Below are 24419 nucleotides of genomic sequence, written 5' to 3'. Positions count from 1 at the left end.
AGGATCAGGCCAGCAGGAACCGTGGAGCCGGCTGTCCCGCCTCCACGACGGCGTGATGGATGCCTCGCGCCACGCGGTCGACCTCGGCACGTCTCACCAGCGCGACTGACGATCCGCCAAAGCCCTGCCCGAACATTCGCGCGCCCAGAGCGCCCGACCGGTGCGCAGCTTCCACCGCCAGATCGATGACGGCGTGGGAGATCCCGAAGTCGGCCTCGAGAGACGCGTGCGAGCGGAACATCTCCTCCCCAATCGCAGTGAAGCGCTCGTGCGCCGGCGCGGTGTCGCGAATGCTGTCTTCGACGCTGCGCACGCGAAGGATCTCGCTAACGACATGCCGGGCCCGCCTGCGCAGGATCGGGTCGGGGATGGCGGCGACCTTGCGCAGCGCATCGGGCTGCGTCGCCAGCGCTCCGAGGGAAGGCACACCCAGAGCGGCCGCTGCCGCGTCGCATTCGCTCCGACGGGCGAAGAACCCCTCGCGCATGGGCCGGTAAAGGTGTGCCGACATGGTCACCAAGAGGCCCAGGCCGTACTGAGCGAAAGGCCAAGGGACATCCGTGGCGTGAGGGGAGCCGGAAAGGAAATCCAGTTCGAGCGCACGGCCCGGAGCGCCCCGCAGCGCCGCGATCCTGTCGCCAACCCCGGTTGGCGAGCCCACCACCAGGCGATCGCCCTCCTCGCACACGCCGGCGAGCACGTCCGCCCCGTCGTCGTCACTGACGGCGATGCCCCAGGCGGCGCACACGGCGCGCGCGGTGGCGGCCTCGAGGGCTTCGAAGCCTCCCATGCCTGAGCCCACTGGGATGTCGCTTGAGAAGACGATGTCGAGCCCGGGGCCATCGAAGCCGTGCTCGGCCAGGGCCCAGACCACTCCAGCCACGTACGCGGGCCAGCCAGCAGCATCGGCCGCGGACGGGTGGTCGATGCTTCCCTCCCAAAGCCCCTGTGGGCCGTCCATGAAAGGCGTGAGGTCCGTGGCGACGCGCAGCAATCTGTCGTCGCGGGCTCGCACCGCAGCCACCAACGAGTGATGCGTTCCGGTCGTGAGGACCACGCCACCGTTGTAGTCGGTGTGGTCGCCCATGAGCACGACGCGACCGGGGGCGCGCTCGATGTGTGACGGTCCGGATCCAAAAAACTCGGTGAACAGGGTGGCCAAGTGTGCCTGCGCCTCCTGGCGCGACCACGCGGGCACCCAGTCCAGTTCAGAGGGCGGTGCTGTGGGGGCCATGTGGTCAAGTATCAGGGACGATGCTCAAAATCTCTAGGGGACATACGATGGGACCAGTCATTCACCCCGCGCGTCCAAGGAGCTCCGCATGACCGATCAGTCCACTCCTCCCCGTACGCCCGCTCTTGAGCATGTGCGCCGGACCGCGATGGGTCCGCTCGCTGTGGGCCTGGGCGTTGCCGTCGTGGTCGGGCTGCTGTTGTCGGTCGTGGTGCCGCCCAAGACCGGGGTGTTCGCACTGATTGTGCTGGGCTCGCTCGTCGCGGCCGCAGTGGGCTTCACCGTTCGCTATGTGACGGTGGATCGCGGTTGGCGCACCCAGGCGACGGCGTTTGTGTCGGCCGCGGTCGGAGTCCACCTCATGGCGGTCACGGGCACACTCACGGGTTCGGCCTTGCCTTTGGCCCGCTTCACCGGCGTCGAGAGGGTCGCATTCGACGACGCGCTGATGAGCGCGCTCGCGACGCCGCCTTTCAGCGTAGGAACGCTCCTCGGTGGCCTCGTGGCGGCGATGATTGCGGGCTGGGCTCCCCGCCGCTAGCGCCGCCCACCCTCCTGTCCCACCGCTGCGTGCATCTCAGTGCCGGTATGACCCCCAAACCCGGCACTCAGATGCACGAACGGACGTGGGTTATGGGTGCCGATGCGCGGACGGCAGTGGGCTGTGGGCCGATGCGCGCACGGGTGGGAGCCGACGAGGTTGCCTACTTCGAGACAGGGGTGACGCCGAGCGAGCGGCCGGCGAGGCCGCGCTGACGACCCGTCAGGCGCCGCGCGACATCCTTCAGTGCGGCCGCAGCGGCCGTGTCAGGATCGCTGATGACGACGGGAGTGCCCGCGTCGCCGGCCTCACGGGCAGCGATGTCGAGCGGGATCTGACCCAGCATAGGAACGTCCGTGCCAAGGGTCTTCGACAGGCGCTCGGAGACCACCTGTCCGCCTCCCTCGCCGAACACATGCAGACGCGACCCGTCCGGCTGCTCCAGCCACGCCATGTTTTCAATGACGCCCACGACGTTCTGAGACGTCTGGGTGGCAATCGATCCCGCGCGCTCGGCAACCCCTGCAGCCGCAGACTGCGGGGTCGTGACGACCACGAGCTCGGCGTGGGGAAGTAGCTGCGCAATGGAGATAGCGATGTCGCCCGTGCCGGGCGGGAGGTCGAGCAGGAGGACGTCGAGATCGCCCCAGTAGACGTCGGCCAGGAACTGCTCGATCGCGCGGTGCAACATGGGTCCGCGCCACACCACAGGCTGGCCCTCGGGCACAAACATGCCGATGGAGACGGCCTTCACTTCATGGGCAATAGGCGGCAGGAGCATGTCGTCCAGGCGCGTGGGCTGGCCCTCGACGCCGAGCATGCCAGGAATCGAGAAGCCGAAGATGTCCGCGTCGAGCACGCCCACCTTGAGCCCGTCCTGGGCCATGGCCGCCGCGAGGTTGGCGGTGACGGTCGATTTGCCCACACCGCCCTTGCCGGAGGCGATTGCATACACGCGCGTCATGTTGCCTGGCTGCGTGAACTGGATGACGGGCTCTGGCTTGCCACCACGGAGCTTGGAGCGCAGGTTGAGGCGCTGCTCCTCGTCCATCACGCCCAGCTCAATCTGGGCCTCGTCGATGCCGGGCACGCGCAATGCGGCGTCCTTGACGTCCCCGGTGATCCGTTCCTTCATGGGACAACCGGCGGTGGTGAGATCGATGCCAATCATGGCGCGGGAGCCCTCGACATCGACTGAACGCACCATGCCGATCTCAGTGATCGGGCGGCGGATCTCAGGGTCGATGACCTTTGACAGGGCGTCGGTCACAAGCTCGACGGTAGACATGCCACCCATCGTAGGCGCTTTGCGTGGGGGCCCCTGACGGGTGATTTGCCCGTGCTTGCGCCGTTCGTCCTGTGAGATGCATCACATCGCGAGCCGCGCCTCTTGCGTCGCATTCAATTTACCTGCAACGGTGTATGTGAATCGTGACAGTTGAGGGACAGGTGGGGGCCACGATGAACGACAACGAGCGTGCACAGTCGGGTCAGGCACAGCGACGACCACACGTGATTCTGCCCGACGGGGGGCCCGCGAGCGGCGAGCGTCAGTCCCCGTCGTGGGCATCGGTCATGCCAGAGCCGCCGGGTCTTCCGCCAAGCGCGGGCGCGCCAGTCGACGACCCCGGGGGTCCAAGCGTCACGGCAGCGTGGTTGCGGGGCCTCGCGGCATCCGTAGGTCTCGGTCTCCTGGGAGCCGTGTTCTACGTGTCGCTCGCGGTCCTTGTGGGTGCGCAGATTTTCCCGGCCGTCATTGTGATCGGCATCCTGTGCGGCGCGGGCCTGAGGGTCGGTGGGATTGCTCCCGGCTGGCCGGCAGGTGCGGTCGCGGCGGTCAGCGCGACAGTGTTCCTGTGGGCCGGAGCGGCGCTGGCGAGGGCCTGCGCCGACGCGATGCAAAGCGACGGCGACCTCGGTGCCGCTATCTCGCCGTATGTGACAGACCCCGTGACGGCATCGGCCCGGCTGTTCGAAGAGACCGCGTTCGCGGTCGTGCTCGTGGTGCTGACCTGCGCCGGAGCCGTCCTCGCTACCCAGGCATACCGGCCGCGCGGAGCCTAGCCCGATCGTCCGCAGTCCCTCACCCGGCCGCGTTAGTCGCGCTGAGCCGCGTCGTCCCTGCGGGAGTTGTCCCTGGCATCGGCCTGCTGCAGTTCCTCAAGAAGGCCGCGCAGTTCGGAGCGCACAAAGTCGCGGGTCGCGGTCTCATTGACGGCCTGGCGTAGCGCCGCGACCTCGCGTGCCAGGTATTCGGTGTCCGCGAGGGAGCGCTCTGCGCGCTGACGGTCCTGCTCGGCGGCCACGCGGTCGCGGTCGTCTTGGCGGTTCTGTGCCAACAGGATCAGCGGTGCGGCGTAGGACGCCTGGAGCGACAGCATCAACGTGAGCGCCGTAAACCCGTTCGCGGCCGAGTCAAAACGCAGGCCCTCGGGGCCCCACGAGTTCCACGCCAGCCACACGATGCAGAACACCGTGAGGTAGATCAGGAACCGCGTGGTGCCCAAAAAGCGGGCAATGCCCTCAGTGAAGGCGCCCATCCGGTCCGGATCCTTGGACCGACCTGACCTGCGGAACAGTCCCCATCGCTTTGGCTCAGCCTTGGGGCGGTCGAGGCGTTCGCTCACGAGGCGTCCTCCTCGTCATCCATGTGCTCGCGCCAGTCGCTGGGCAGTAGGTGGTCGAGCACGTCATCGATCGAGACCGCACCCAGCAGGCGGTGGTCGTCGTCGACGACGGGCATGGCGAGGATGTCGTAGGCGGCCATGCGGCGCGATACCTCTTGCAGCGAGTCGTCGGCGCTGAGGGACTCGATGGCGGGATCGGTGTGCCCGCCAATGAGGTCGTGCGGTGCCTCACGCAGTAGGCGCTGGGTGTGCACGAGGCCGATGTACCGGCCTGTGGGCGTTTCCAGGGGCGGGCGCACGACGAACACCATCGATGCGAGCGCGGGAGGAAGTTGCTGTTTGCGCACCAGTGCCAGGCACGTTGCCACGGTGGTCTCGGGCCCCACTATGACGGGTTCGGTCGTCATGAGGCCGCCGGCGGTGTCGTCCTCGTAGTGCAGCAGCTGTCGCACCTGGTCGGCGTCTTGCGGCTCCATGAGTTCGAGCAACTTTTGCGCTTGAGCGTCCGGCAGGTCGCCCAACAGGTCCGCAGCGTCGTCGGGGTCCATGGCCTCAAGGACGTCGGCCGCGCGTTCGTTGCGCAGGGTTCCGAGCAGCGAGATCTGCTCTTCCTCTGGTAGCTCCTCCAAGACGTCTGCGAGGCGTTCGTCGTCCAGGGCGGCCGCGATCTCCGCCGACCGTGACGGCGACATCTCCATCAACGCGGCCGCGAGGTCAGCGGGCTTGTGGTCCGCGAAGGACTGAATCACCAGTTGCGCACCCTGAAGCTGGTCGCGGCGCATGAGGCCGGTTACCTCGTCGAGGCCCACCACCACTGCCTCTCCGCGACGGGAGAAGCCGAGGACGCCCTTGCGGCGTTCGGACTTGCGCACAAATAGCGTGGTCACCTGCCATGTTCCGCCCCGCTGAGGTTCAATCGCGAGGTCCTCAATGTATGCGGGAATCCGGCCGTTCTTGATCGTCACCGAGCGCTCCAGGAGCTCCGCGATGGCGAGGGTCTCGGAGGCCCTGGCCTGGAAGCGGCGCAGGTTCAGCACGCCGGTGCAGATCACCTGGCCGGGAGCGATGGACGTCACTCGGGTCAGTGGCAAGAACACGCGGCGGCGGCCGGCGACCTCGACGACGAGTCCTACGGCACTGGGGGCGTTTCCGCGCCGCATGAGGAGCACCACGTCACGCACCCGCCCCACGGCATCTCCCAGGGGGTCGAACACGCTGGTACCGACCAGTCGGGCAACGTAGACACGCTCGGCTGATTGGCTCATGGGGTCAGCCTAACCGGGGCCCGCATACCCCCGCCCGCCTCTTTTCGCCAGATGGCTCCATTTCGCTGTTATGAGTACGCAAGACAGGCATTTCTTGCCACTTCAGTTGGCCTGGGAGCGCGTGGGGTGTCGAACTTCTGTGGGCCGATGCCCGGGGCGCGTCCCGTACGTCACGCGCCCCGGGCATCGGCCCGGCTGGAATCCCACCCCTGGTGGCACAAAATGCCTCTTATGGCTGGCTATCACAGCCGAATGGAGCCATGTGGCGAGGAGTGGGGCGAGGCAGCGGGGCTTGAGGCGCCGGCGCGGACCGACTCCCAGCACGCGACGATGGCAGCGATCGACGCGTCAACGTCGTCATTGGTCGTCGCCGCATCGGACACGGAGATCCGCATGGCACAGCGTCCCTTCCATGTGGTGGCGCCCGCCCAGCACGTGCCGTCGGCCTGAACGGCCGCGATGGTCGCTGCCGTCTGTTCACCGTCGCCAAAGGCGACAAGCACCTGATTCAAGGTCACCGGCGCAAGAATCTGAGCCCCTGCACTGGCCAAACCCGAAGCGAAGCGCCGCGCCTGAGCGCACGAGCGGTCGATAATGTCGGCCAGCCCCGCGCGCCCGTGCGTGGCGAGCATGGCCCACGTCTCTACCCCACGCGCCCGTTGGGAAATCTGGATACCGCGGTTCATGGGGGCGGTGGGATCGGGCGAGAGATAGGCGGCCTGCGATGTCATGGCGCGGGTTAACGCATCGGGGTCGCGCACGATGACCAGCCCGGAGTCGTAGGGCACCTGCAGCCACTTGTGCGCGTCCGTGGCCCAGGAGTCGGCGAGTTCGACGCTGGCGACGAGGTGGCGCAAGGTCGGTGAGGCCGCAGCCCACAGGCCGAATGCACCGTCGACGTGCACCCACCCGCCGCGCTCGCGGACCCCAGGGATGACGGCGGCGAAGGGATCGGACGCCCCAGTGTTGACATTGCCCGCCTGCAACAGCACCAACGTGCGCTCGTCGGTATCGGTGGGGAACGCATCCGCCTTGACCGCTCCCGTCGCGTCGGTAGGCACGCGTTCGAGCTGCGCCTCGCCAAAGCCTGCGAGGCGCAACGCCTTCAGCGCGGAGGCGTGAATCTCCTCGCCCACCACGACCCGGAGTGCCGGGGCGCCAGCGAGGCCGCGCTCGGCGACCGACCACCCCAGGCGAGCGTAGAGCGCATCGCGCGCGGCAATGATGCCAGTGAGGTTCGCGACGGTCGCGCCCGCGTTGAATGAGGCCGCGGACCCTGCGGGCAGGCCAAGCGCATCAATGACCCACGTGCACGCCACCCGGTCGAGTTCTGCGCCGATCGCGGATGCCCCTCCGGGGTTCTGGTCCCACGCGCCCGCGAGGATGGCCGCCGCCTGCGCGGCGGGGTCGGTGCCGCCGGTGACGAAGCCAAAGTAGCGGCCGTTGTTTGTGACGGTCGCTGCCGGGGATCCGACGCGGTCGAGCTCCGCGAGGACCGCTCGCGCGGGGGCGCCGCGGTCGGGGAGGGGGCGGCGCAGGACGGACAGCGCGGCAACGTCGGCAGGAGCAGGGGCGACCGGCCGGGAGCCGGCGTTCGCTGCGTAGGAACCGGCGCGGCGGGCGGCCTCGGTCATGAGGCCGATGCGCTCGCGGGTACGGGCGAGTGTGCTGGGGTTGGTGCGCACGCGGCTGAGGTCTGCGGCGGCGGGGGTGTCCGTAGCGGAGGTATCCGTGGCGAGGGTGTCGGTGCTCATGTCAGAAGACTGGCGCGACTGGCCCTTAACGGCGAGGTCCAGTTGGCGCACGGGTGGCACTAGCCAGAGGGGGCCAGTTTGCGCTGTGATGGCTCCATGCGCACCACGGCCGACCAGCTCCGCGACGTCCTTGACCATTGGCGATCCGGCACCGGACCCCTGTACCAGCAGCTCGCTGACGCCATTGTGTCCTTGGCGGAGTCGGGGTCGCTTGAATACGGCACACGTCTGCCATCGGAGCGAGCGCTTGCCGACTCGCTCCACCTGTCGCGTAACACCGTGACGGCCGCGTATCAGCGGCTGCGCGATGACGCCTGGCTGGATGTGAAGGCTGGCGCGGCACCCACGTTGGGGGCGCGTGCGCGGGGGCTCGACGCCATGAGTCTGCAGGACCGTTTTCACCGCATCCTGCCTGGTGCGCAGGCCCCTCTGGTGGGCTTGTCCTCTGCCACGCCGCCGCCAGCGCCCGCAGTGGTGACGGCCTTCGCGGATGCACAGGCGTTTCTTGGCGCGTCGCCGACTCTCGGGACCGGGTACGCGGCGCTGGGCGACCCCGACCTCGTGCACGCAGTGGTGGCGCGCCTGCGCGCGCAGGGCATTGACGCGCAGCCGGAAGAGGTGGTCATCACCAGTGGTGGCCAACAGGCCCTGTGGTTGACGCTGACCGAGTTGGCGGGCCCGGGCTCCCCAGTGGCGCTCGAAGGCGTCACGTACCCGGGGGTGTTTGACGCCATCTCCTCCGCGGGGTCGCGCCCCCTGGCCCTGCCCATTGGGCGTGACGGCTTAGACGTCGCAGCTTCCATCAAGCTCCTGCGCGCCGCGAGGCCGGATGTCGCGTACGTGACGACCTTTCACAACCCCATGGGAACCGCGCTCACCGAGGACGAGGCCCTCGCGCTGGCTGAGGCTGCCGCCATGACGGGAACCACCCTTGTCGACGACCGCATCACGGCTGATCTTGCGCTGGGCGGTGTGCCCGCGCCGCCCTTCGCCGCATTGGGGACTGGCGCGTCAGTCGTGACTATCTCGGGGCTGTCCAAGGTGTTCTGGGGAGGGCTGCGCATTGGGTGGCTCCACACCAATGCCACGCTCGCGGCTCAGTTGCGCCAGCGGAAGGCGGCGATGGATCTGGGCAGTTCCGCGCTGTTGCAGAGGATCGCGCGTGAGTTGCTGACTGACTCCTTCGAGTCGACTCTGGCGTGGCGTGTCGCGGCACTGCGCGAATCCCTCGACGCCACAGTCGACGCCATGCGCGAGTATGCGCCCGAGTGGAAGGTGCGCATGCCCGACGGTGGACCCAGCCTGTGGGTGGAGGTGCCTGGCATGAATGCCGACCGGTTCGCGGCTAGAGCGGAAGCCGCGGGTGTCCCAGTCGCCCCGGGCACTGCCTTCGAGGTAGCGCCCGGGGGAGGGGCGTCACACTTCCGGCTGCCGATCTACTTGCCCCCTGAAGAGATGCGCCTCGGCGTCAAGGTGCTCGCGGAGCGCGCGGCATAGCCCCGCCGCCCCACGCCAAATGGCTCCATTTGGCTGTTTTGCGTCCCTATAACAGGCATTTTGTGCCACTTCAGCGCCGGGCGGGGCCGCACGCCTTCAGCGCCGGGCGGGGCCGCACGCCTTCAGCGCCGGGCGGGGCCGCACGCCTTCAGCGCCGGGCGGGGCCGCACGCTTTCAGCGCCGCGCGGAGCCGCACGCCTTCAGCGCCGCTCTGTACGAACGCCGCGTCAAGCGGCCGTTCCCGCGAGCGCTACTGACGCCACCCGGGCATCGGCCTCAAGAGCGCCGTGAGCCGTGATGACCTCGTCGGCCCCGTGCTGCGCCGCGAAGTCGTTGAGCCACGCGCGCACCTTTTCCCCCGTCCCCACCGCGGTGATGCGCATCATGTCCGCGAGTTGTGCGCCCTGAGGGGTGGTGAGGAACGCGTCAATGTCCGCATCCGAATACTCGGGGATGGAGGGGCCACGCTTGAGCATCATCCGCACGCGCGAGCGACGCGACGCCGCGAATTGTTCCTGCGCGAGCGCCGTCGACTCCGCTGCAAACACATTTGCGCCCAGGATGACGTGCGGGCTGTCCAACTGGGCCGACGGCTGGAATCCGTCACGGTACGCGGCCACGGCCTCCGTGAGCGCCGCCGGAGCGAAGTGGGACGCGAAGGCATACGGCAGCCCGAGTTGCGCGGCAAGCTGGGCCCCAAAGAGGGAAGAGCCAAGGATGTACAGCGGCACCTGCGAGCCCTTGCCCGGGGTGGCCTCGACGCCGTGGACGCGGGACTCGTCACCCAGGTAGCCCTGCAGTTCGAGGACGTCCTGGGGGAAGCGGTCGGAGGACTCGGGGGTGCGCCGCAGGGCGGCGAACACCGCGCGATCCCCGCCCGGAGCACGGCCAAGCCCCAGGTCGATGCGGCCCGGGTGGAGCGTCTCGAGCGTGCCGAACTGCTCGGCGATCGTCAGCGGAGAGTGATTGGGCAGCATGACCCCACCGGCGCCCAAGCGGATCGTGGACGTGTGCGCCGCGACGTGGGCGATGAGCACACTCGTCGCTGAGGATGCGATTCGGGACATGTTGTGGTGCTCGGCGTACCAGACGCGCGTGTAGCCGGATCGCTCGGCGACCCTCGCCAAGTCAACGGAGTGGCGGAACGAATCGCCCGCGGTTTCTCCCTCGGCAATGGGGGCGAGGTCCAGCACAGACAACGGAATGGGCAACGTGGCTCCTTGGGCCTCGACAACACAACGGTTGAAGGGACAACGAGTTGCTCGCGTGGATCATTCCCCGGCGCGGTCGCCATCGGCAGCGCCGGAGGACACCTCCGCGGAGGCAGGGGGCGAGCCGTCGTCTGGGGGCCGCGGTGCGTCGACCGGCTGCCGCGCCGCGACGACCCTGACGGTCACAAGGTGGATCACGAGAGCTACCGCGAACGCCCCGGCAAAGAGCCCCAGCGCCGCCCATGGGTTCTCCATGAGCGTGGGGTCGATCACCATCACGGCCGCGAGGACCAGCATGGTGACGCCCGCGAAGAGTTTCAGCAGCTCGCCATGCTTGTCTTGCATCTTGGTCGCCTTCATAGTGGCGACAGCGATACCGAAGATGATCAGCTCGTCAAGCAGGAACGGAACCATGTAGGCGACGAATAGGCCGGCAGTCTCCGTGGGTCCCACGCCGTTCGCGTGCAGCATTCCCGTCCACAGCACGGGGAAACCTGCCGTGCAGGGGGTCTCAAGCAGCGACACTCCAATGGCGAGCACGACGGTTGCGCCCAGCGCGGGGATGAGCGCCTTTTTCCCTGCCGCGGCGCGCATCTTCGAGTAGATGCCGGGCTTGTCCTCCTTGCGGATCGTGAACGACAGGCCCTTGCCCATCGCGAAGTAGTCCTTCACTGACACGATCCCGAAGATGCCAGCGACCGCTGCGACGACCACCTGGATCCAGCCCAGCATCCCCACGACGGCCAGCGCGGAGTAGAACGCCGCCATGTAGAGGGCGTACATGATGGCGGTCACTGTCAAGAAGGTGGTGCCGATGGCGAGCACGCGCCTGCGTGAATTGGTGCGCAGCACGATGGTGAGCAAAACCGACAGCACCCACAATGAGCACGGATTGATGCCGTCAACGAACCCGATGACAATCGTGGACATGAGGAGTGAGTCGGCGGACACCGTGACCTCGCCGAACAATGGCACATCAATGACGGTCTGCGGAGCCTCCGCCGAACACACCTCGCCGTCTTCTGCACAGGTACCGGCGCCAGCGGTCCCGTAGATGCCGGGGGTGGGCGTCTCGCCACGCTCGACCATGGAAATGGCGCCCGCCATGTCTTGTTCGATGGCATCAGTCCAGCCAATCCAGACACGCTCGTCGATGATGGTCGTGGGCACGGAACCTGCCTCGAAGCCGAGGCGCTCCGCCTCCGACGCGAACAGTTCGCGGTTGGCGTCGTCGCCCCAGACCTCGTATTGGGCGATGGTCAGATCCGGGTAGTCGCGCTCGACGCTCTCAAGCCAGGCGCGTTCCTTTTCGCAGTTGGGGCAGCCATCTCCCCAAAACAAGACCAAGTCTGCGTCCGGGTCCACAGTGACCGGGGCGTCGGCTGTGATGACGGGCGTATCGAGGGCCGATGCCTGAATGACTTCCGTACCAGGCTGACCCTCTGCGGCACGGGCCGCGCCGTCGGTCAGGGCAGTGATGAGGTTCGCGCCTGCGGTGGCGAGCACGAGCAGCGCGATGAGGAGGCCTGCGGCGAACGCGCCGACGCGCGAGGTGCGCGTGCGCACGGGAGTGGGACTGGGCGCTTGGGTCACGGCGCTCTCCTCTTCAGCGGTTGACCCGAGGTTAGGAGGCGTATGCCGGCGTCAGGCGGGGCTTAGGTCCCCCTCCGCCAACGCCAAATGGAACCATTTCGCTGTTATGCGTAGCTAAAACAGCGAAATGGTTCCATTTGGCGAAGAGGGGTTAGGGCGTGCGGTGCTTGTTCATCCACGCCTCGACCGCATCGGCCGTGCGCGGTAGCGCCTGCGAGAGGTTCTCAACGCCGTCGTCGGTGACCAGCACATCGTCCTCGATGCGCACACCGATGCCGCGCAGTTCCTCGGGCACGGCGAGGTCGTCCGCCTTGAAATACAGGCCGGGCTCAATGGTGAACACCATGCCCGGCTCGAGGGGGCCATCCATGTACGTCTCGCGCTTCGCGGCCGCGCAGTCGTGCACGTCGAGACCCAGGTGGTGGGACGTCGAGTGGACCATCCAGCGGCGGAATAGCTTCGAGTCGTCCGACTTGGCCTCGGGGACAATGCCCCACTCGGTGAGGCGCGCCTCGATGACGTCCATCGCTGCCTCGTGCACATCCCGCAAGGTCACGCCGGGTGCGGCGACGGCGAAGGCCGCATCCGCCGCCTCAAGGACCACGTCGTATACGCGGCGTTGCACCGGGCTGAACTGGCCGGTCACCGGCATCGTCCGTGTGATGTCCGCGGTGTAGAGCGAGTCAACCTCGACGCCTGCGTCAAGCAGCAGCAGGTCGCCCGCATGGACCTGGCCATCGTTGGTGATCCAGTGGAGGGTGGTCGCGTGGGGGCCGGAGGCGGCAATGGTCTCGTAGCCAACCGCGTTGCCTTCCTCGCGGGCGTGGCCGTCAAAGGTGGCCTCGACGACTCGCTCGCCTCGCTTGTGCTCGATCGCGCGCGGAAGCTCGCCGACCACGCGCTCAAAGCCCGCGATGGTGGCGTCGACGGCGTCGCGCAGCTGCTGCACTTCCCACGCGTCCTTGACGAGGCGCATCTCCGACAACACGCGGGAGACGGCCTTGTGCGGGTGATTGGCCACGCGAATGTCGGTGGGCAGGTCGCTGAGCGGAGCGGTCGCAATTCCGGTCATTGCCTCGAACTCGGCCAAGCCCGGGCGCCGCCCGATCCAGAACTCGCCCGAGCGTGGGTCGGTGTAAAAGCCGTCCTCGTCCTTGGTCGCGGGCGGAACCAAGTACAAGGTGGCGTCGTGGCCGCTCGGGGTGGGCTCCATGACGAGCACGGCGCCAGGCTCGCGGTCGGTGCCGAGCCCGGTCAGGTAGGCGAAGTCGCGTGACGGCGAGAACCGGTAGTCAGTGTCGTTTGAGCGCACCTTGAGGTCACCGGCGGGGGCAACGATGCGTTTGCCTGGGAAGCGCGCTGACAGGCGGGCGCGCCGCTGTGCCGCGTAGGGCGCGGAGCCCAGCTTCTGAGTGGCGAGGTCGTCCGGCTCGGCCCACTGGGAGCCAATCCAGGTCTTGAACTCGTCGTTGTCGGGGCGCAGTGCGCGCGCCTTGTTGGACTTGTCTGAGGTGGTGCTCGTCTTGTCGTCGCTCACCCCTCCATTGTCCCATTGGTCGCTTGTGCGACGGCGCCGCTGGCGATTTACATTCATAGTTGTCTTATATGTCCTATTTGCAGGCGACTTGCTCGAGTGTGGGCCTTGTCACACTGCGTGTTTATCGCTACTGTCGCCTCCAGGCCGTGTGAACTTCGCCGGCCGAGTTGAGGGGAAATCAATGAACATGACACGCCTTCGCGCGTCCGCGGCCGCCACCTGCGCCGCCGCCGCGCTGGCGGTGGGCGCCAGCGTGCCCGCCTTTGCCGATGTGGCTCCGGAAGACCCGGCCACGACCGCCGCCAACGCGGCTCACGCTGCGGCCGAAGCCGCCAACCAAGCCTTCATCGATGGCGACTGGGACGAGGTGCTGGCTCAGGCCGAGGCCTTTGGCTCGGCGCGCGACTCGCTCGTGTCGCTCCGAGATGCGGCTGCCGTGGCGCTCGCTGACCTTGAGACCGGCGAACTCGCCGATGCGCTCGCGGCCTTCCAGGACGCGAAGACGGACCGCCGTGCCGCGCAGGTCGCCCGCAATGGTGCCAAGGCCGCAGCCGACGCCCAGCAGGAAGTGAAGGACGCTGCGCGCGTGGCGCGCAACAAGGCAGTGACCGCTAAGCGCGAGGCCGAGGACACGCTGGCAGCAGCACAGGCAACCGCGCTTGAGCGCGAGACGGCGGTGGGCGTGGCGGCCGACGCCGCGGTTGCTGCGGAGGCTCAGGAGCGCGCCGCGGAAGAGGCATTCCACGCCACGATTGCTTCCGTGGTGGGCGCCCCCGCGTGGTGGCAGCAGATCAACGACGCCCCCGTGCACGTATCCGACTTGTCCGGCGCGTACGACGAGGCGGTGGCGACGCTGAACTCACGTATCCAGGCAGTCGCCGATGCACAGGCGGCTTACGACGCGGCGCGCGGACTCGATCGCATTGGCGCAAGCATCGCGTTGGGAATCGCGAAGGGCGTACGGGACGTGGCGCAGGTACGGGTCGATGCGATTGACCGCATGATGCTGGCCGTCGATGGCCACGGCAAAAAGCAGGCGGTCGCTGACACCGCTGCGGCAGCGAACGCCGCGCGTGCCGAGCTCTCTGCCGCGCAGGCCGCTCACGGACAGGCGAACGCTGACATCGAGCACGCCCGTGCAGCGCTCGAAGCGGCTATCGCTGATCACGCGGTGAAGGCGCAGGCCAACAAGGACGCGGGCGATGAACTCGACCGTTTGCGAGCGCTGCAGGCGCAAGCGCAGCAGGCGCTGTTCGATGCTGACGCCATTCAGGACGAGAAGGAAGCGATCTACCTCGCGCTCGTCGCACGACAGGGCGAGGGAGCCGATGCGCTCGCACGCATGAACGAGCTCCTCGAGGGACTCGCTGGGGCCGAGCGCGAGGTCGCCGACCGCGTCGCCGACCTCGCGGACTACCGCAAGGCGCAGACCGAGATTGTCTGGGGCACTGATGCGGCGCCCGGCGTGGTCCACCCGGGAGACACGGTCTCCGTGGCCTTCACGATTCCCGGCTCGGCCGACTACGACCTCTCCGGCGTGACCGTGCAGGTCGTGTCGCCCGCTGGCCTCACGCCGGTGTGTGACATCGCGGCGGACGGCGTCGTGCCTGCTGGCGCGAGCATTGCCTGCACCGTCGACTACGAGGTGCAGCAGGCCGATGTCGACCACGGCACCGTGACGTTCGAGGTGCTCTTGGAAGGCTTCCTGCCGCTAGGACCTGGCAACCCGCGCGCCACCATGGTGAACCGCGCCAAGATCGAGGCCACGCACTCAGTGTCGTTTGACGTCGAGGCGCTGCCTGTGATCGACACCGTGGTGCCCGTGGACGTGCCCGCCGCGACGCCGGTGGACACCGCCGTTGACGTTCCGGCTGAGGCCAGCGATGACGCGCCCGAGGAGTCGGACACCACCTCTGGCGAGGAAACCGAGGAGCCCGCGGGCACCGAGGGCTCCGCGCCGACCGCCACGACGACCTCTGAGGCACTGCCCACCACGGGCGGCGACCTTGGCCTGGTGCTCCCTGCGGGCATCTTGGTGGTGCTGGGGGCTGGGCTGCTGGTCTCTCGGCGCTTCTTGCAGGCGTAACGCACGCATCAACCGACGCCGCGTCGCGGCCCGCAACCCGGGTCCGCGGCGGGGCGTTCGTGCGGGGCGCCCGGTGTAGCGTGACGTCATGCGCATCGACCTCCACACGCACTCGGCTGTCTCGGACGGTACCGAGTCTCCCGCCGAGGTCATGGCGCAGGCCGCGCGAGCCGGACTCGATGTCGTGGCGCTGTGCGACCACGACTCGGTCGCGGGGTGGGAGGAGGCGCGCGAGGCGGGCAAGGCCCACGGCGTTGAATGGGTGCCAGGGATTGAAGTCTCTGCCCGCCACCACGGCACCTCGGTGCACCTGTTGAGTTACTGGCATGATCCGCGCGACGCTGAGGCGGAAGCGATGATCGCGAAGACGCGGGACGCGCGCGTTCACCGCGCCCAGGCGATTGTCGACCTCTTGGGGCAGCGCTACCCAGTGACGTGGGCCGATGTCGTGGAACAGTCGGGCGGGGCCGTCACGGTGGGTCGCCCCCACATAGCCGATGCACTGGTGGCCAGGGGGGTCGTAGCTGACCGCTCGGCCGCGTTCACGGAGATTCTGAGGCCCGGCTCCGCTTTTTATGTGCCGCACTACGCGCCGGAGGTCGTGGACGCCGTGCGCACCATGAGGGCCGCTGGCGGTGTGCCGGTCGTTGCGCATCCCTATGCGGGCCGCGCCGGTGCAGAGCTGCCGACGCGGGTGGTGGAGCGTGCCGCAGCAGCGGGGCTCGTGGGACTCGAAGTCGACCACCGCGACCACACCGCGGAGCAACGTGCGCGGCTGCGCGATCTTGCGGCGAGCTCAGGCCTGGTCGCGACCGGGAGTTCCGACTACCACGGTGCCGGCAAACCGAACGAGCTAGGGGAGAACCTCACGAGCCCCGAGGCCTATGCCGCGTTGCAGGCGGCCCGCTAGGGTCGCGACTATGCCCAGTCACCCCACCCAAGGAGCATCATGATTGTCGCCTTTTCCGTCGCGCCTTCCGGTACCGGTCGCGCAGACGGCTCCGTCCATGACGCCGTCGCCCAGGCCGTGAAGGTAGTCAGGGCATCGGGCCTTCCTCACCGCACGTCCGCGATGTTCACGGAGATCGAGGGCGAGTGGGATGAGGTTTTCGAGGTCGTCAAGGCCGCGACGGAGGCGGTGCAGCCGTACGGGTCGCGCGTGTCGCTCGTGATTAAGGCGGACATCCGGCCCGGATACGAGGGCGAGCTGGACGGCAAACTGGAGCGCCTCGAGCGGGCGATCGACGGCGACGACGGTGCGCAGGAAGCGCCGTCGTCCTAGTGGTCGACGCTCGCGTGAGTGGGGCAGAACCGGTCGGCGACGGTGCACGTCTCGCAGATCACCAACTGTGTGCGGCAGGACAGGTCGTCGCAGTTCTGTAGCCGGCTGGACGCTTCGCCGCAGACGCTGCACGTCGAGATCGTGATGGCCTGGTCGCTGAACTGCACGGCCTCGCGGCCATCGAACACATACAGCGAGCCTTCCCACAGCCCCGCGTCACCGAAGGCTTCTCCGTAGCGGACAATGCCGCCGTCGAGTTGGTAGACCTCTGAGAACCCGCGGTTGATCATCAGCGCGCTGAGAACCTCGCACCGGATGCCTCCGGTGCAGTAGGTGACGACGGGGGAGTCCTTGAGATGGTCGTACTTGCCGGACTCGAGCTCTGACACGAAGTCGCGAGTCGTCTCGACATCAGGAACTACAGCGCCCTTGAAGCGTCCGATCTCCGCTTCGACGGCATTGCGGCCGTCAAAGAAGGTGACATCGCGCTCGGCGACCAGCGAGTGAAGCTCCTGCGGACTCAAGTGCGTGCCGCCACCAATCACGCCATTCGCGTCGACCTTGAGCTCGCCGGGCGCGCCAAAACTCACCAGCTCCTCGCGTACCTTGACGCTGAGGCGGGGGAAGTCGTCGCCCGAGCCCTCGGACCACTTCACGTCCATGGGCTTGAACGGCGCGTACTCGCGCGTCTTGCGCAGGTAGCGCTTGACTGCACCGAGCTCGCCGCCGACCGTGCCATTGATCCCATCCTTGGACAGGATGATGCGTCCGCCCAGCCCCAACGACTCGCAGAGATCGCGCTGCCACAGACGCACGGCTTCCGGGTCGCTCAGCGGGGTAAAGATGTAAAACAGCAGGACCTTGTGCTCGGCCATGACGGTTTACTCCGAGGCTGCGGGGGCGGCGTTCTGGCCGCCCTGACCACCCTGGCCGCCACCGGAACGGCGGCGACGACGGCGACGAGGCCGCCCACCTTCGCCGTTGTTTCCCGAGGGCTGGGTTCCTTCGGTGCGTGCGGCATCGGCCGGCTTGTCGCCAGCGCGGCCGTTGCCGCGCCCATTGCCGCCGGAGCGGCTGCGGCCGCTGCCTTGACCGCCGGAGCGACCACCGCCGTGACCACCGGAACCGCCGCGACCGGAACCGCCCCGGCCGCCGCCAGCGGGCTTCTTGCCGGTCTCGCCCAAGTCTTCCAGCGTCTCTGCCTCGAGCCCCTCGAGCGTGCGCTTGTCGCGCGGCAGACGGCCCTTGGTGCCCTCAGGGATGTTCAGTTCCTCGAACAGGTGGGGCGACGTCGAGTAGGTCTCGACTGGCTCGGGGTAACCGAGGTCGAGGGCCTTATCGATGAGGGTCCAGCGGGGGATGTCGTCCCAGTCAACGAAGGTGACGGCGGTACCGGTCTTGCCGGCGCGCCCGGTGCGGCCAATACGGTGCAGGTACGTCTTCTCGTCCTCGGGGCACTGGTAGTTGACCACGTGCGTGACGTCGTCGACGTCGATGCCACGGGCGGCGACGTCAGTCGCGACCAGGACATCGATCTTGGAGTGACGGAAGGCGCGCAGCGCCTGTTCGCGGGCGCCCTGGCCCAGGTCGCCATGAATGGCGCCGGCCGCGAACCCGCGCGAGCGCAGCTCGTCTGACACCTTTGCAGCGGTGCGCTTCGTGCGTGCGAACACGACGGTGCGACCGCGGCCCTCGGACTGCAAAATGCGCGCGAGAACCTCGACCTTGTCGAGCGCGTGAGCGCGGTACACGACCTGCTTGATCGCCTTGACGGTGGCCCCATCGTCATCGGGGTCCGCCGCGCGAATGTGGGTGGGCTGAACCATGTAGCGGCGCGCGAGAGACACCACCGCGCCCGGCATGGTCGCGGAGAACAGCATGGTGTGGCGGGAGGCGGGGGTGGCTGCCAGCAACTTCTCGACGTCAGGCAGGAAGCCCAAGTCGAGCATCTCGTCGGCCTCGTCGAGCACCACGGTGCGCACGTAGCGAAGGTCGAGGTGTCCCTGGTTGAGCAGGTCGATCATGCGACCGGGTGTGCCCACGACCACTTCGGCACCCCTCTGGAGGGCCTCAATCTGCGGCTCGTACGCACGGCCGCCGTAGATCTGAACAATGCGAGTTGACCGCTTCTTCGAGGCCGTTTCCAGGTCGCCGGCCACCTGAACGGCGAGTTCGCGGGTCGGCGCCACGATGAGGGCCTGGGGCTTGCCCGGCTCGTCGAGCTCGTCGAACCCGTCCTCGCCGGGGGACACGGTGCGGTGGAGAGCGGGAACACCAAAGCCCAGCGTCTTGCCGGTACCGGTCTTCGCTTGCCCAATGATGTCGTGGCCGCTGAGCGCGACTGGCAACGTCATGGCCTGAATGGGGAAGGGGTTGATGATGCCGGAGTCGGCCAGCGCCTCAACGATGAGGGGGTTCACCTTGAAGTCGGCGAAGCTCTGGTCTTGGGTCTGCACACTGGCGTGCGTGTCTGTCATGGTTCCTCGAGAGTGTTGCGAGGGCGCTCGATGAGTGGCGCCCTTAGTCGGCGGGCAGCCGATCGCGAATCATCTTAGGCTCGCGGCCTGCGCTTTCTTCAGCGGCGCCGCGCTTCACATGACGACCGGTCAGCCCCGGGTCGCCTACAAGTCTACCGTGCGGTAGCGCTGGGCACCAGGACCTCCGTGGCGGCAGTCACTCGGCGTCGAACGGCGAGGGTCGCGGGGACAGGGCCTGCAGGGCGATTGCCTCGATCGCAAACGCGCTGGTTTCTGCCAGCTCGACTTGGGTGGGGTCCAGGAGCCACTGCACTTGCAATCCGTCCATCACGGCGAGGATCGACGCGGCCGCGCGGTCAACCAGCTGCGCATCGTCGATCCCGCGATCGCGGCACACGACGGTGAACGCCTCGACGATCTCTGCTCGAAGCACGCGGTAGCGCTCCTCGAAGTAGTCGCGGCCCGGGTGGCCGTCGGTGACGGACTCTGCGGACAAGACGGCGTAGGCCTGCACGATTCCGGGGCGCGCCTCGTTGGCGAAGGCCGTCCGGATGAGGTGACGGAAAAGTTCGATCCCGTCGGGGATGTGCTGGTCCTCGAGACCCTCGACGTCGGATTCGTCGCGGTAGCGCAGCACCTCCACGAGAAGGCGATCTTTGGATCCAAAGTGGTGAAGGATGCCCGCATGGGTCATGCCGACCTGCTCCGCGATCTCGGCGAGCGGCCCGTTCTTGTACCCCTTGGCCCCAAAGATCTCGAGCGCCGCGGCCAGAATCTCCCGGCGCCGCGCAGCCGTTTCGGGTCGCGGGGGGAGTTGTCGTCTGGTCGCCATGGTCGTCCTTGTCGCAATGGTTGTCGCTCGTGGCTGTAGCCGCGGGCCGCAGGTCCCGAGTCTAGGACGGCACCTCCTGGGAGGGTACGCGCTGGTCGTCAGGTCACGAAACGGTATCGAATCCCGCGAGTTTGCACTTACTTACTGACTGCATTGTAAGTTAGTCCGCAACACGACCACCAGGGTCGGTTTCCCCGATGACGAGGAGCCCGCAGTGACGACGACGTCCGAGCCAACGAGTGACACTCTCGATGGCTGCCGCGCGCTTGCCCAGCGCCTGCCCCTTGAGCGCAAGGTGGAACTGCTCACCGGCGCGACCATGTGGCGCCTGATCGCTCTGCCAGAGATCGGAATGCGTTCCATCACGTTCTCCGACGGCCCCGTGGGCGTGCGGGGAATCGGAGAGGTCGAGGGCGAGACGTCCATCCTGTTGCCGACCCCGTCGGGAATCGCGGCTGCGTGGGACACCGAGCTTGCCTACGAGGTTGGCGCCGCCTTTGCGCAGGAGGCCCGCGCGCACGGAGTCGACGTGGTGCTTGCTCCCCAGGTGAACATCCAGCGCACGCCCGTGGGTGGGCGGCACTTCGAATGCTTCTCCGAAGACCCGTTGCTGACCGCAGACGTAGGCGCGGCGCTCGTCAACGGCATCCAGGACGCGGGCGTGGCCGCGTGCATGAAGCACTACGTCGCCAACGACTCCGAGACTGACCGCACGACGATGGTCTCCCGCGTGGACGAGCGCGCGCTCCGTGAGGTCTACCTCGCTCCGTTCGAAGCCGCGATCCATGCCGGCGTGTGGTCGCTGATGGCGGCGTACAACGGCGTGGATGACGGCGCTGAGAGCGCACCTATGACCGAGCATCGTCACCTCAATGTCGACGTCCTGCGCGATGAGCTCGGCTTCGACGGCGTCTTGGTTTCCGACTGGGAGGCAACGCGCCGGGCTGTCGAAGCCGCCACCGGCGGCCTTGACCTCGTCATGCCCGGCCCCGGCGGGCCGTGGGCAGACGGGCTGCTGAACGCGGTCCATGAAGGAGAGGTCACCGAGAGCGACATCGACGACAAAGTCGCGCGAGTACTGCTGCTGGCGGACCGCGTGGGAGGTTTCGAGCCCGAGCCCCGCGAGCCAGCAGGCGTGGACTTGCGCCGTTTCGCGCGCGTTGCGGCGGCCCGCGCCATGGTGGTCTTGCGCGCACCAGAATGCGGCGCCCCGTGGGACCGCGGTGCCCCCGCGAGCATCGCGCTCATCGGTGCCAATGCCGAGCGCCCCCACGTGTTGGGTGGCGGCTCGTCGACAGTGCACCCCGCGCACGTGGTCACACCACTCGAAGGGCTCACGCAGCGGTGGCCAGGAGCGTCGATTGTGAGCGAGAGGGGTGGGGACCCCCGCGCCTTTGCCCCCGCGCTCGACATCGCCACCCGGGTACCTCAGGGCCTGCGCGTCACATGGTTGGACGCCCGCGGGGCTACCGTGCGTGAAGACACTCTCGACGCGCACGACGGGTGGCTACGGGACATTCCCGACTCGGCAGTGGACGTGGAACTGTCCGCGACCGTGGATCTGGTGGAGCCGGGCGTCCACGTCCTATCCGTCGGCACCGTGGGCATCCACGAGACGCACATTGACGGCACCCAAACGTCCGTTGGTACGCGCCGCGTTGGCGTGGACTGCGTCCTCGACTCATCGGTCAACACCCCCCACGGCGCCCCCGCGGAGGTGACCGTTGACGCTCCCCGTGCCGCGCGCATCGTCTCCCGACACCAGGTCATCGACGCGGCAGGGTACGGACGCATGGTCAGAGCCGAGATCCGCCACGCGTTGCCGCGTCGTAGCGACGAGCAGGAGATCGCAGACGCCGTCGCTGCCGCGAAGGCAGCCGACCTTGCAGTGGTCGTGGTGGGGACCAATGAAGAATGCGAGTCCGAGGGTTGGGACCGCGTGACGCTCGCGTTGCCTGGCCGTCAGGATGAGCTCGTGGCGCGCGTGCTCGCCGAGGTTCCCGATGCGGTCGTCGTCGTCAACGCCGGTGCGCCGGTGCTGCTCCCGTGGCTGGAGCAGGCCAGCACCGTGGTGTGGGCATGGTTCCCCGGCCAAGAAGCCGGCCACGCGCTTGCGGATGTGCTGGCTGGTGACGTGGAGCCGTCCGGACGCCTCCCGTGGACGCTGCCTGCGCGCGATGAAGATGTCCCGGTACCCCACGCGCGCCCGACTGATGGCGTGGTCGAGTACCGCGACGGCGTGCATGTGGGGTACCGGGGCTGGGAGCGCTCGGGCGCGAGCCCGGCGGCCGAGTTCGGGTTCGGGTTGGGATGGACCCGCTGGGAACACCACGTGGGGCAGGCCCGGGTGACCGACGGCGGAATTGACCTGGATGTGACCGTCACCAACGTGGGGTCGCGCCCTGGCCGCGAAGTTGTTCAGGTCTACATCGAGGCGCCGCCGAGCGAGGACGACAGGCCGGCACGCTGGCTCGGGGGGCACGCCGCCGTCGCCGTCGAGCCCGGCGAGAAGAAGGGCGTCACGGTGCGTATCCCGCGCCGTGCGCTCGAAACATGGGATGTGCGGCAGCACGCATGGGTGCTGCCGGAGGGCGTCTACCGCCTGCACACGGGGAGGTCAGTACGCGATATTCGGGGAGTCATTGACGTCTCCCTGGGTAGAGCGCGCTGACGGCCTCATGAGGTTCAGCCAGAACGGTTCGCCAACGACGGCGAGCCGACCCACTCACAGCACCGGCACGGCCGGTCCGCTCTTCTAGGAGGAAGACATGAGGATGAAGAAGTCCTCGATGGTGGCTCTCAGTATGGCCACCGCGCTGACGCTCACCGCGTGCAGCGGCAACGACAACCCCGAATCCGATCCGAGTGCAACAGGGACCGGTGGCGGTGAAGCCGCACCGGCCTCGGGCGCTCCGCTCACGATCGCGAAGCCCGATGGCGCGATCGCAACCGAGTCGAACAACCCCTGGGTCGGCGACTCATCCGGCCTCAAGCTGGGGTACATCAACGCGCTGTTGGAGCCACTGGCGCAGGTCAACACGATTGACCCCACCGCGGAAGTGACGCCATGGCTGGCGGAATCTATTGAGTGGTCGGACGACACCACGTCGGTCACGGTCACCGCGCGTGAAGGAGTCACCTGGAGTGACGGCGAAGAGTTCACTGCGGAGGACATCGCCTTCACCTACCAGTTGTTCCTGGACCACCCCGAGCTCGACACCGCTGCGTTGGGCCTGCAAAGCGTGGCCCAGGACGGCAACACCGTCACGTTGACCTTCGCAGAGCCGATGTACGTGAAGCAGGACAAGGTCCTAATGAAGCTCATCGTCCCTCAGCACGTGTACGAAAGCGTCGAAGACCCGGCGACCGACCCGTTCCTCGAACCCGTCGGCACCGGGCCGTACACGCTCACTAGCTTCTCGACGGAGTCGGTGCAACTGGACGCGCGTGACGACTACTGGGGCGGCGAACTCGCCGTTCCCACGCTGTACTACGTGTCCTACAACGACAACACCGCCTTGACCACTGCGCTCGCCACCGGTGACGCCGACTGGGCGCAGGCCTTCATTCCCAACGTGCAGTCCGCCTACCTCGACAAAGACGAGAACAACGTCTATTGGGCAGCCGCGGGCCTCGCGATCGACACCATGTACATGAACCTGGAGGAGAAGCCCTTCAACGACGTGGCGTTCCGTACGGCGGTGAACATGGTCGTTGACCGCGCCAAGCACGCGGAGATTGCGCGTGAGGGCGGCGTGCCCGAACTCACGTCGGTCACGGGACTGCCGACGCCGGTCGGTGACTCTTACATTGCTCCCGACTACCAGGGCGCTAACTACGAGGTCGACGTTGACGGCGCACGCCAGGTCCTCGAGGACGCCGGTTACACCTGGGAGGGCGAGACCCTCATGGATCCCGATGGCGAGGAAGTGACCTTCACACTGTCGGTTCCCCAGGGCTGGAACGACTACGTCACCGGCATCTCGTTGATCTCCGACGAGGTCGCAGCGCTCGGTGTCGAGGCGATGGTCGACACGCCCGACGCGGACACGTGGTGGAACAACAAGTCCATCGGAGACTTCGACGCGATTTTGCACTGGACCGACGGTGGCCTGACTCCCTACGACATGTACAAGTCGATGATGAGCCAGGACTGGCTGGTCCCGATGGGTGAGCCCGCCAACAACAACTTTGGCCGGTTCGACAACGCTGAGGTCACCGAAGCGCTCAACGACTACTCGAACGCTCAGGAGGACGCCGACCGTGACGCCGCGTTGGCCACGATCGAGAAGATCTACGTGGATGAGGTGCCCACCATTGGTGTGGGAACGCGACCCTCGCTGGTGGAGTACAACACCCGCAACTACGTGGGTTGGCCCTCCGCGGACGACCCGTATGCAGACCCGAACCCCACAATGCCGGGTGCGGTCATGATCCTCACGAGCCTCGAGCCCGCGAGCTGATCTCTCGCTGAGGTGGGGCG

19 protein-coding genes are annotated in these 24419 nt (G+C 67.6%); 8 read left to right on the top strand and 11 right to left on the bottom strand.

What is annotated here, in order from left to right:
- Nucleotides 1-4: 4 nt before the first annotated feature.
- Nucleotides 5-1234 (bottom strand): galactokinase, encoded by a 1230-nt coding sequence (locus tag AOP75_RS02775; RefSeq protein WP_083966644.1) that lies wholly within the window; start codon nucleotides 1232-1234, stop codon nucleotides 5-7.
- Between the two features lie 88 nt (nucleotides 1235-1322).
- On the opposite strand from AOP75_RS02775, the gene AOP75_RS02770 reads away from it, so the two are divergent.
- Entirely contained in the window at nucleotides 1323-1775 is a 453-nt protein-coding gene (locus AOP75_RS02770) for a hypothetical protein (RefSeq protein WP_062076827.1), read from the top strand.
- A gap of 163 nt (nucleotides 1776-1938) precedes the next feature.
- Here AOP75_RS02770 and AOP75_RS02765 read toward each other — a convergent pair whose 3' ends face one another.
- Nucleotides 1939-3072, bottom strand: coding sequence for an Mrp/NBP35 family ATP-binding protein (locus AOP75_RS02765; RefSeq protein WP_062076826.1), 1134 nt, complete (start codon nucleotides 3070-3072; stop codon nucleotides 1939-1941).
- Nucleotides 3073-3206: 134 nt separating this feature from the next.
- Here AOP75_RS02765 and AOP75_RS02760 point away from each other — a divergent pair, with 134 nt between their 5' ends.
- On the top strand, nucleotides 3207-3839 hold the full coding sequence (locus AOP75_RS02760; RefSeq protein ID WP_152649921.1) for a hypothetical protein: 633 nt from the start codon (nucleotides 3207-3209) through the stop codon (nucleotides 3837-3839).
- A 32-nt stretch (nucleotides 3840-3871) separates the two neighbouring features.
- Here the strand turns inward: AOP75_RS02760 and AOP75_RS02755 are convergent, their stop codons facing one another.
- From AOP75_RS02755 to AOP75_RS02745, 3 genes are all read right to left on the bottom strand, one after another.
- Complete coding sequence (locus AOP75_RS02755) at nucleotides 3872-4402, bottom strand: DUF1003 domain-containing protein (protein WP_062076824.1); 531 nt, start codon at nucleotides 4400-4402, stop codon at nucleotides 3872-3874.
- A complete protein-coding gene (locus tag AOP75_RS02750; RefSeq protein ID WP_062076823.1) occupies nucleotides 4399-5667 on the bottom strand; it encodes a magnesium transporter MgtE N-terminal domain-containing protein in 1269 nt (422 codons plus the stop codon). The genes AOP75_RS02755 and AOP75_RS02750 overlap by 4 nt, the downstream gene beginning before the upstream one ends.
- Nucleotides 5668-5909: 242 nt before the next feature.
- Nucleotides 5910-7421, bottom strand: a complete 1512-nt coding sequence (locus tag AOP75_RS02745) for a pyridoxal phosphate-dependent decarboxylase family protein (protein ID WP_161794524.1) — start codon at nucleotides 7419-7421, stop codon at nucleotides 5910-5912.
- A 96-nt stretch (nucleotides 7422-7517) separates the two neighbouring features.
- On the opposite strand from AOP75_RS02745, the gene AOP75_RS02740 reads away from it, so the two are divergent.
- Nucleotides 7518-8918, top strand: a complete 1401-nt coding sequence (locus AOP75_RS02740) for an aminotransferase-like domain-containing protein (RefSeq protein WP_062076821.1) — start codon at nucleotides 7518-7520, stop codon at nucleotides 8916-8918.
- 227 nt (nucleotides 8919-9145) lie between these two features.
- Here the strand turns inward: AOP75_RS02740 and AOP75_RS02735 are convergent, their stop codons facing one another.
- The 3 genes from AOP75_RS02735 to AOP75_RS02725 form a co-directional block, all read right to left on the bottom strand.
- Nucleotides 9146-10129: an LLM class flavin-dependent oxidoreductase gene (locus AOP75_RS02735; RefSeq protein ID WP_062076820.1), complete on the bottom strand. Its 984-nt coding sequence runs from the start codon at nucleotides 10127-10129 to the stop codon at nucleotides 9146-9148.
- A gap of 60 nt (nucleotides 10130-10189) precedes the next feature.
- On the bottom strand, nucleotides 10190-11722 hold the full coding sequence (locus AOP75_RS02730; protein WP_062076819.1) for a thioredoxin family protein: 1533 nt from the start codon (nucleotides 11720-11722) through the stop codon (nucleotides 10190-10192).
- A gap of 151 nt (nucleotides 11723-11873) precedes the next feature.
- A complete protein-coding gene (locus tag AOP75_RS02725) occupies nucleotides 11874-13259 on the bottom strand; it encodes an aminopeptidase P family protein (RefSeq protein ID WP_062076818.1) in 1386 nt (461 codons plus the stop codon).
- Nucleotides 13260-13440: 181 nt separating this feature from the next.
- On the opposite strand from AOP75_RS02725, the gene AOP75_RS02720 reads away from it, so the two are divergent.
- The 3 genes from AOP75_RS02720 (at nucleotide 13441) to AOP75_RS02710 (ending at nucleotide 16627) form a co-directional block, all read left to right on the top strand.
- On the top strand, nucleotides 13441-15345 hold the full coding sequence (locus tag AOP75_RS02720; protein WP_062076817.1) for a hypothetical protein: 1905 nt from the start codon (nucleotides 13441-13443) through the stop codon (nucleotides 15343-15345).
- Nucleotides 15346-15433: 88 nt separating this feature from the next.
- Nucleotides 15434-16255, top strand: a complete 822-nt coding sequence (locus AOP75_RS02715; RefSeq protein WP_062076816.1) for a PHP domain-containing protein — start codon at nucleotides 15434-15436, stop codon at nucleotides 16253-16255.
- Nucleotides 16256-16294: 39 nt separating this feature from the next.
- Complete coding sequence (locus AOP75_RS02710) at nucleotides 16295-16627, top strand: thiamine-binding protein (RefSeq protein ID WP_062076815.1); 333 nt, start codon at nucleotides 16295-16297, stop codon at nucleotides 16625-16627.
- On the opposite strand, the gene trhO is transcribed toward AOP75_RS02710, so the two are convergent.
- From trhO to AOP75_RS02695, 3 genes are all read right to left on the bottom strand, one after another.
- Entirely contained in the window at nucleotides 16624-17502 is an 879-nt protein-coding gene (trhO, locus tag AOP75_RS02705; RefSeq protein WP_062076814.1) for an oxygen-dependent tRNA uridine(34) hydroxylase TrhO, read from the bottom strand. The two genes, AOP75_RS02710 and trhO, sit on opposite strands and share 4 nt — an antisense overlap.
- A gap of 6 nt (nucleotides 17503-17508) precedes the next feature.
- Nucleotides 17509-19104 carry a DEAD/DEAH box helicase gene (locus tag AOP75_RS02700; protein ID WP_062076813.1) on the bottom strand — a complete coding sequence of 532 codons (1596 nt, stop codon included), beginning with the start codon at nucleotides 19102-19104 and terminating at the stop codon, nucleotides 17509-17511.
- 196 nt (nucleotides 19105-19300) lie between these two features.
- Nucleotides 19301-19936 carry a TetR/AcrR family transcriptional regulator gene (locus AOP75_RS02695; RefSeq protein ID WP_062076812.1) on the bottom strand — a complete coding sequence of 212 codons (636 nt, stop codon included), beginning with the start codon at nucleotides 19934-19936 and terminating at the stop codon, nucleotides 19301-19303.
- A gap of 214 nt (nucleotides 19937-20150) precedes the next feature.
- On the opposite strand from AOP75_RS02695, the gene AOP75_RS02690 reads away from it, so the two are divergent.
- Together AOP75_RS02690 and AOP75_RS02685 are read left to right on the top strand one after the other, a co-directional pair.
- Nucleotides 20151-22607 carry a beta-glucosidase gene (locus tag AOP75_RS02690; protein WP_062076811.1) on the top strand — a complete coding sequence of 819 codons (2457 nt, stop codon included), beginning with the start codon at nucleotides 20151-20153 and terminating at the stop codon, nucleotides 22605-22607.
- A 97-nt stretch (nucleotides 22608-22704) separates the two neighbouring features.
- On the top strand, nucleotides 22705-24399 hold the full coding sequence (locus AOP75_RS02685; RefSeq protein ID WP_062076810.1) for an ABC transporter substrate-binding protein: 1695 nt from the start codon (nucleotides 22705-22707) through the stop codon (nucleotides 24397-24399).
- Nucleotides 24400-24419 lie beyond the last annotated feature (20 nt).

Origin of the sequence: Demequina globuliformis (assembly GCF_000975155.1) — a bacterium.
GTDB lineage: Bacteria > Actinomycetota > Actinomycetes > Actinomycetales > Demequinaceae > Demequina > Demequina globuliformis.
Note: the sequence above shows the minus strand (reverse complement) of the source record. Positions and strands in the feature narration are given on the sequence as shown.

Bases quoted from the DNA above. Each gene is read 5' to 3' on its own strand.
- AOP75_RS02745 (WP_161794524.1), bottom strand. From the start codon at position 7,421: ATGAGCACCGACACCCTCGCCACGGATACCTCCGCTACGGACACCCCC.
- AOP75_RS02695 (WP_062076812.1), bottom strand. From the start codon at position 19,936: ATGGCGACCAGACGACAACTCCCCCCGCGACCCGAAACGGCTGCGCGG.
- AOP75_RS02715 (WP_062076816.1), top strand. From the start codon at position 15,434: ATGCGCATCGACCTCCACACGCACTCGGCTGTCTCGGACGGTACCGAG.
- trhO (WP_062076814.1), bottom strand. From the start codon at position 17,502: ATGGCCGAGCACAAGGTCCTGCTGTTTTACATCTTTACCCCGCTGAGC.
- AOP75_RS02750 (WP_062076823.1), bottom strand. From the start codon at position 5,667: ATGAGCCAATCAGCCGAGCGTGTCTACGTTGCCCGACTGGTCGGTACC.
- AOP75_RS02710 (WP_062076815.1), top strand. From the start codon at position 16,295: ATGATTGTCGCCTTTTCCGTCGCGCCTTCCGGTACCGGTCGCGCAGAC.
- AOP75_RS02685 (WP_062076810.1), top strand. From the start codon at position 22,705: ATGAGGATGAAGAAGTCCTCGATGGTGGCTCTCAGTATGGCCACCGCG.
- AOP75_RS02700 (WP_062076813.1), bottom strand. From the start codon at position 19,104: ATGACAGACACGCACGCCAGTGTGCAGACCCAAGACCAGAGCTTCGCC.
- AOP75_RS02740 (WP_062076821.1), top strand. From the start codon at position 7,518: ATGCGCACCACGGCCGACCAGCTCCGCGACGTCCTTGACCATTGGCGA.
- AOP75_RS02720 (WP_062076817.1), top strand. From the start codon at position 13,441: ATGAACATGACACGCCTTCGCGCGTCCGCGGCCGCCACCTGCGCCGCC.
- AOP75_RS02770 (WP_062076827.1), top strand. From the start codon at position 1,323: ATGACCGATCAGTCCACTCCTCCCCGTACGCCCGCTCTTGAGCATGTG.
- AOP75_RS02775 (WP_083966644.1), bottom strand. From the start codon at position 1,234: ATGGCCCCCACAGCACCGCCCTCTGAACTGGACTGGGTGCCCGCGTGG.
- AOP75_RS02765 (WP_062076826.1), bottom strand. From the start codon at position 3,072: ATGGGTGGCATGTCTACCGTCGAGCTTGTGACCGACGCCCTGTCAAAG.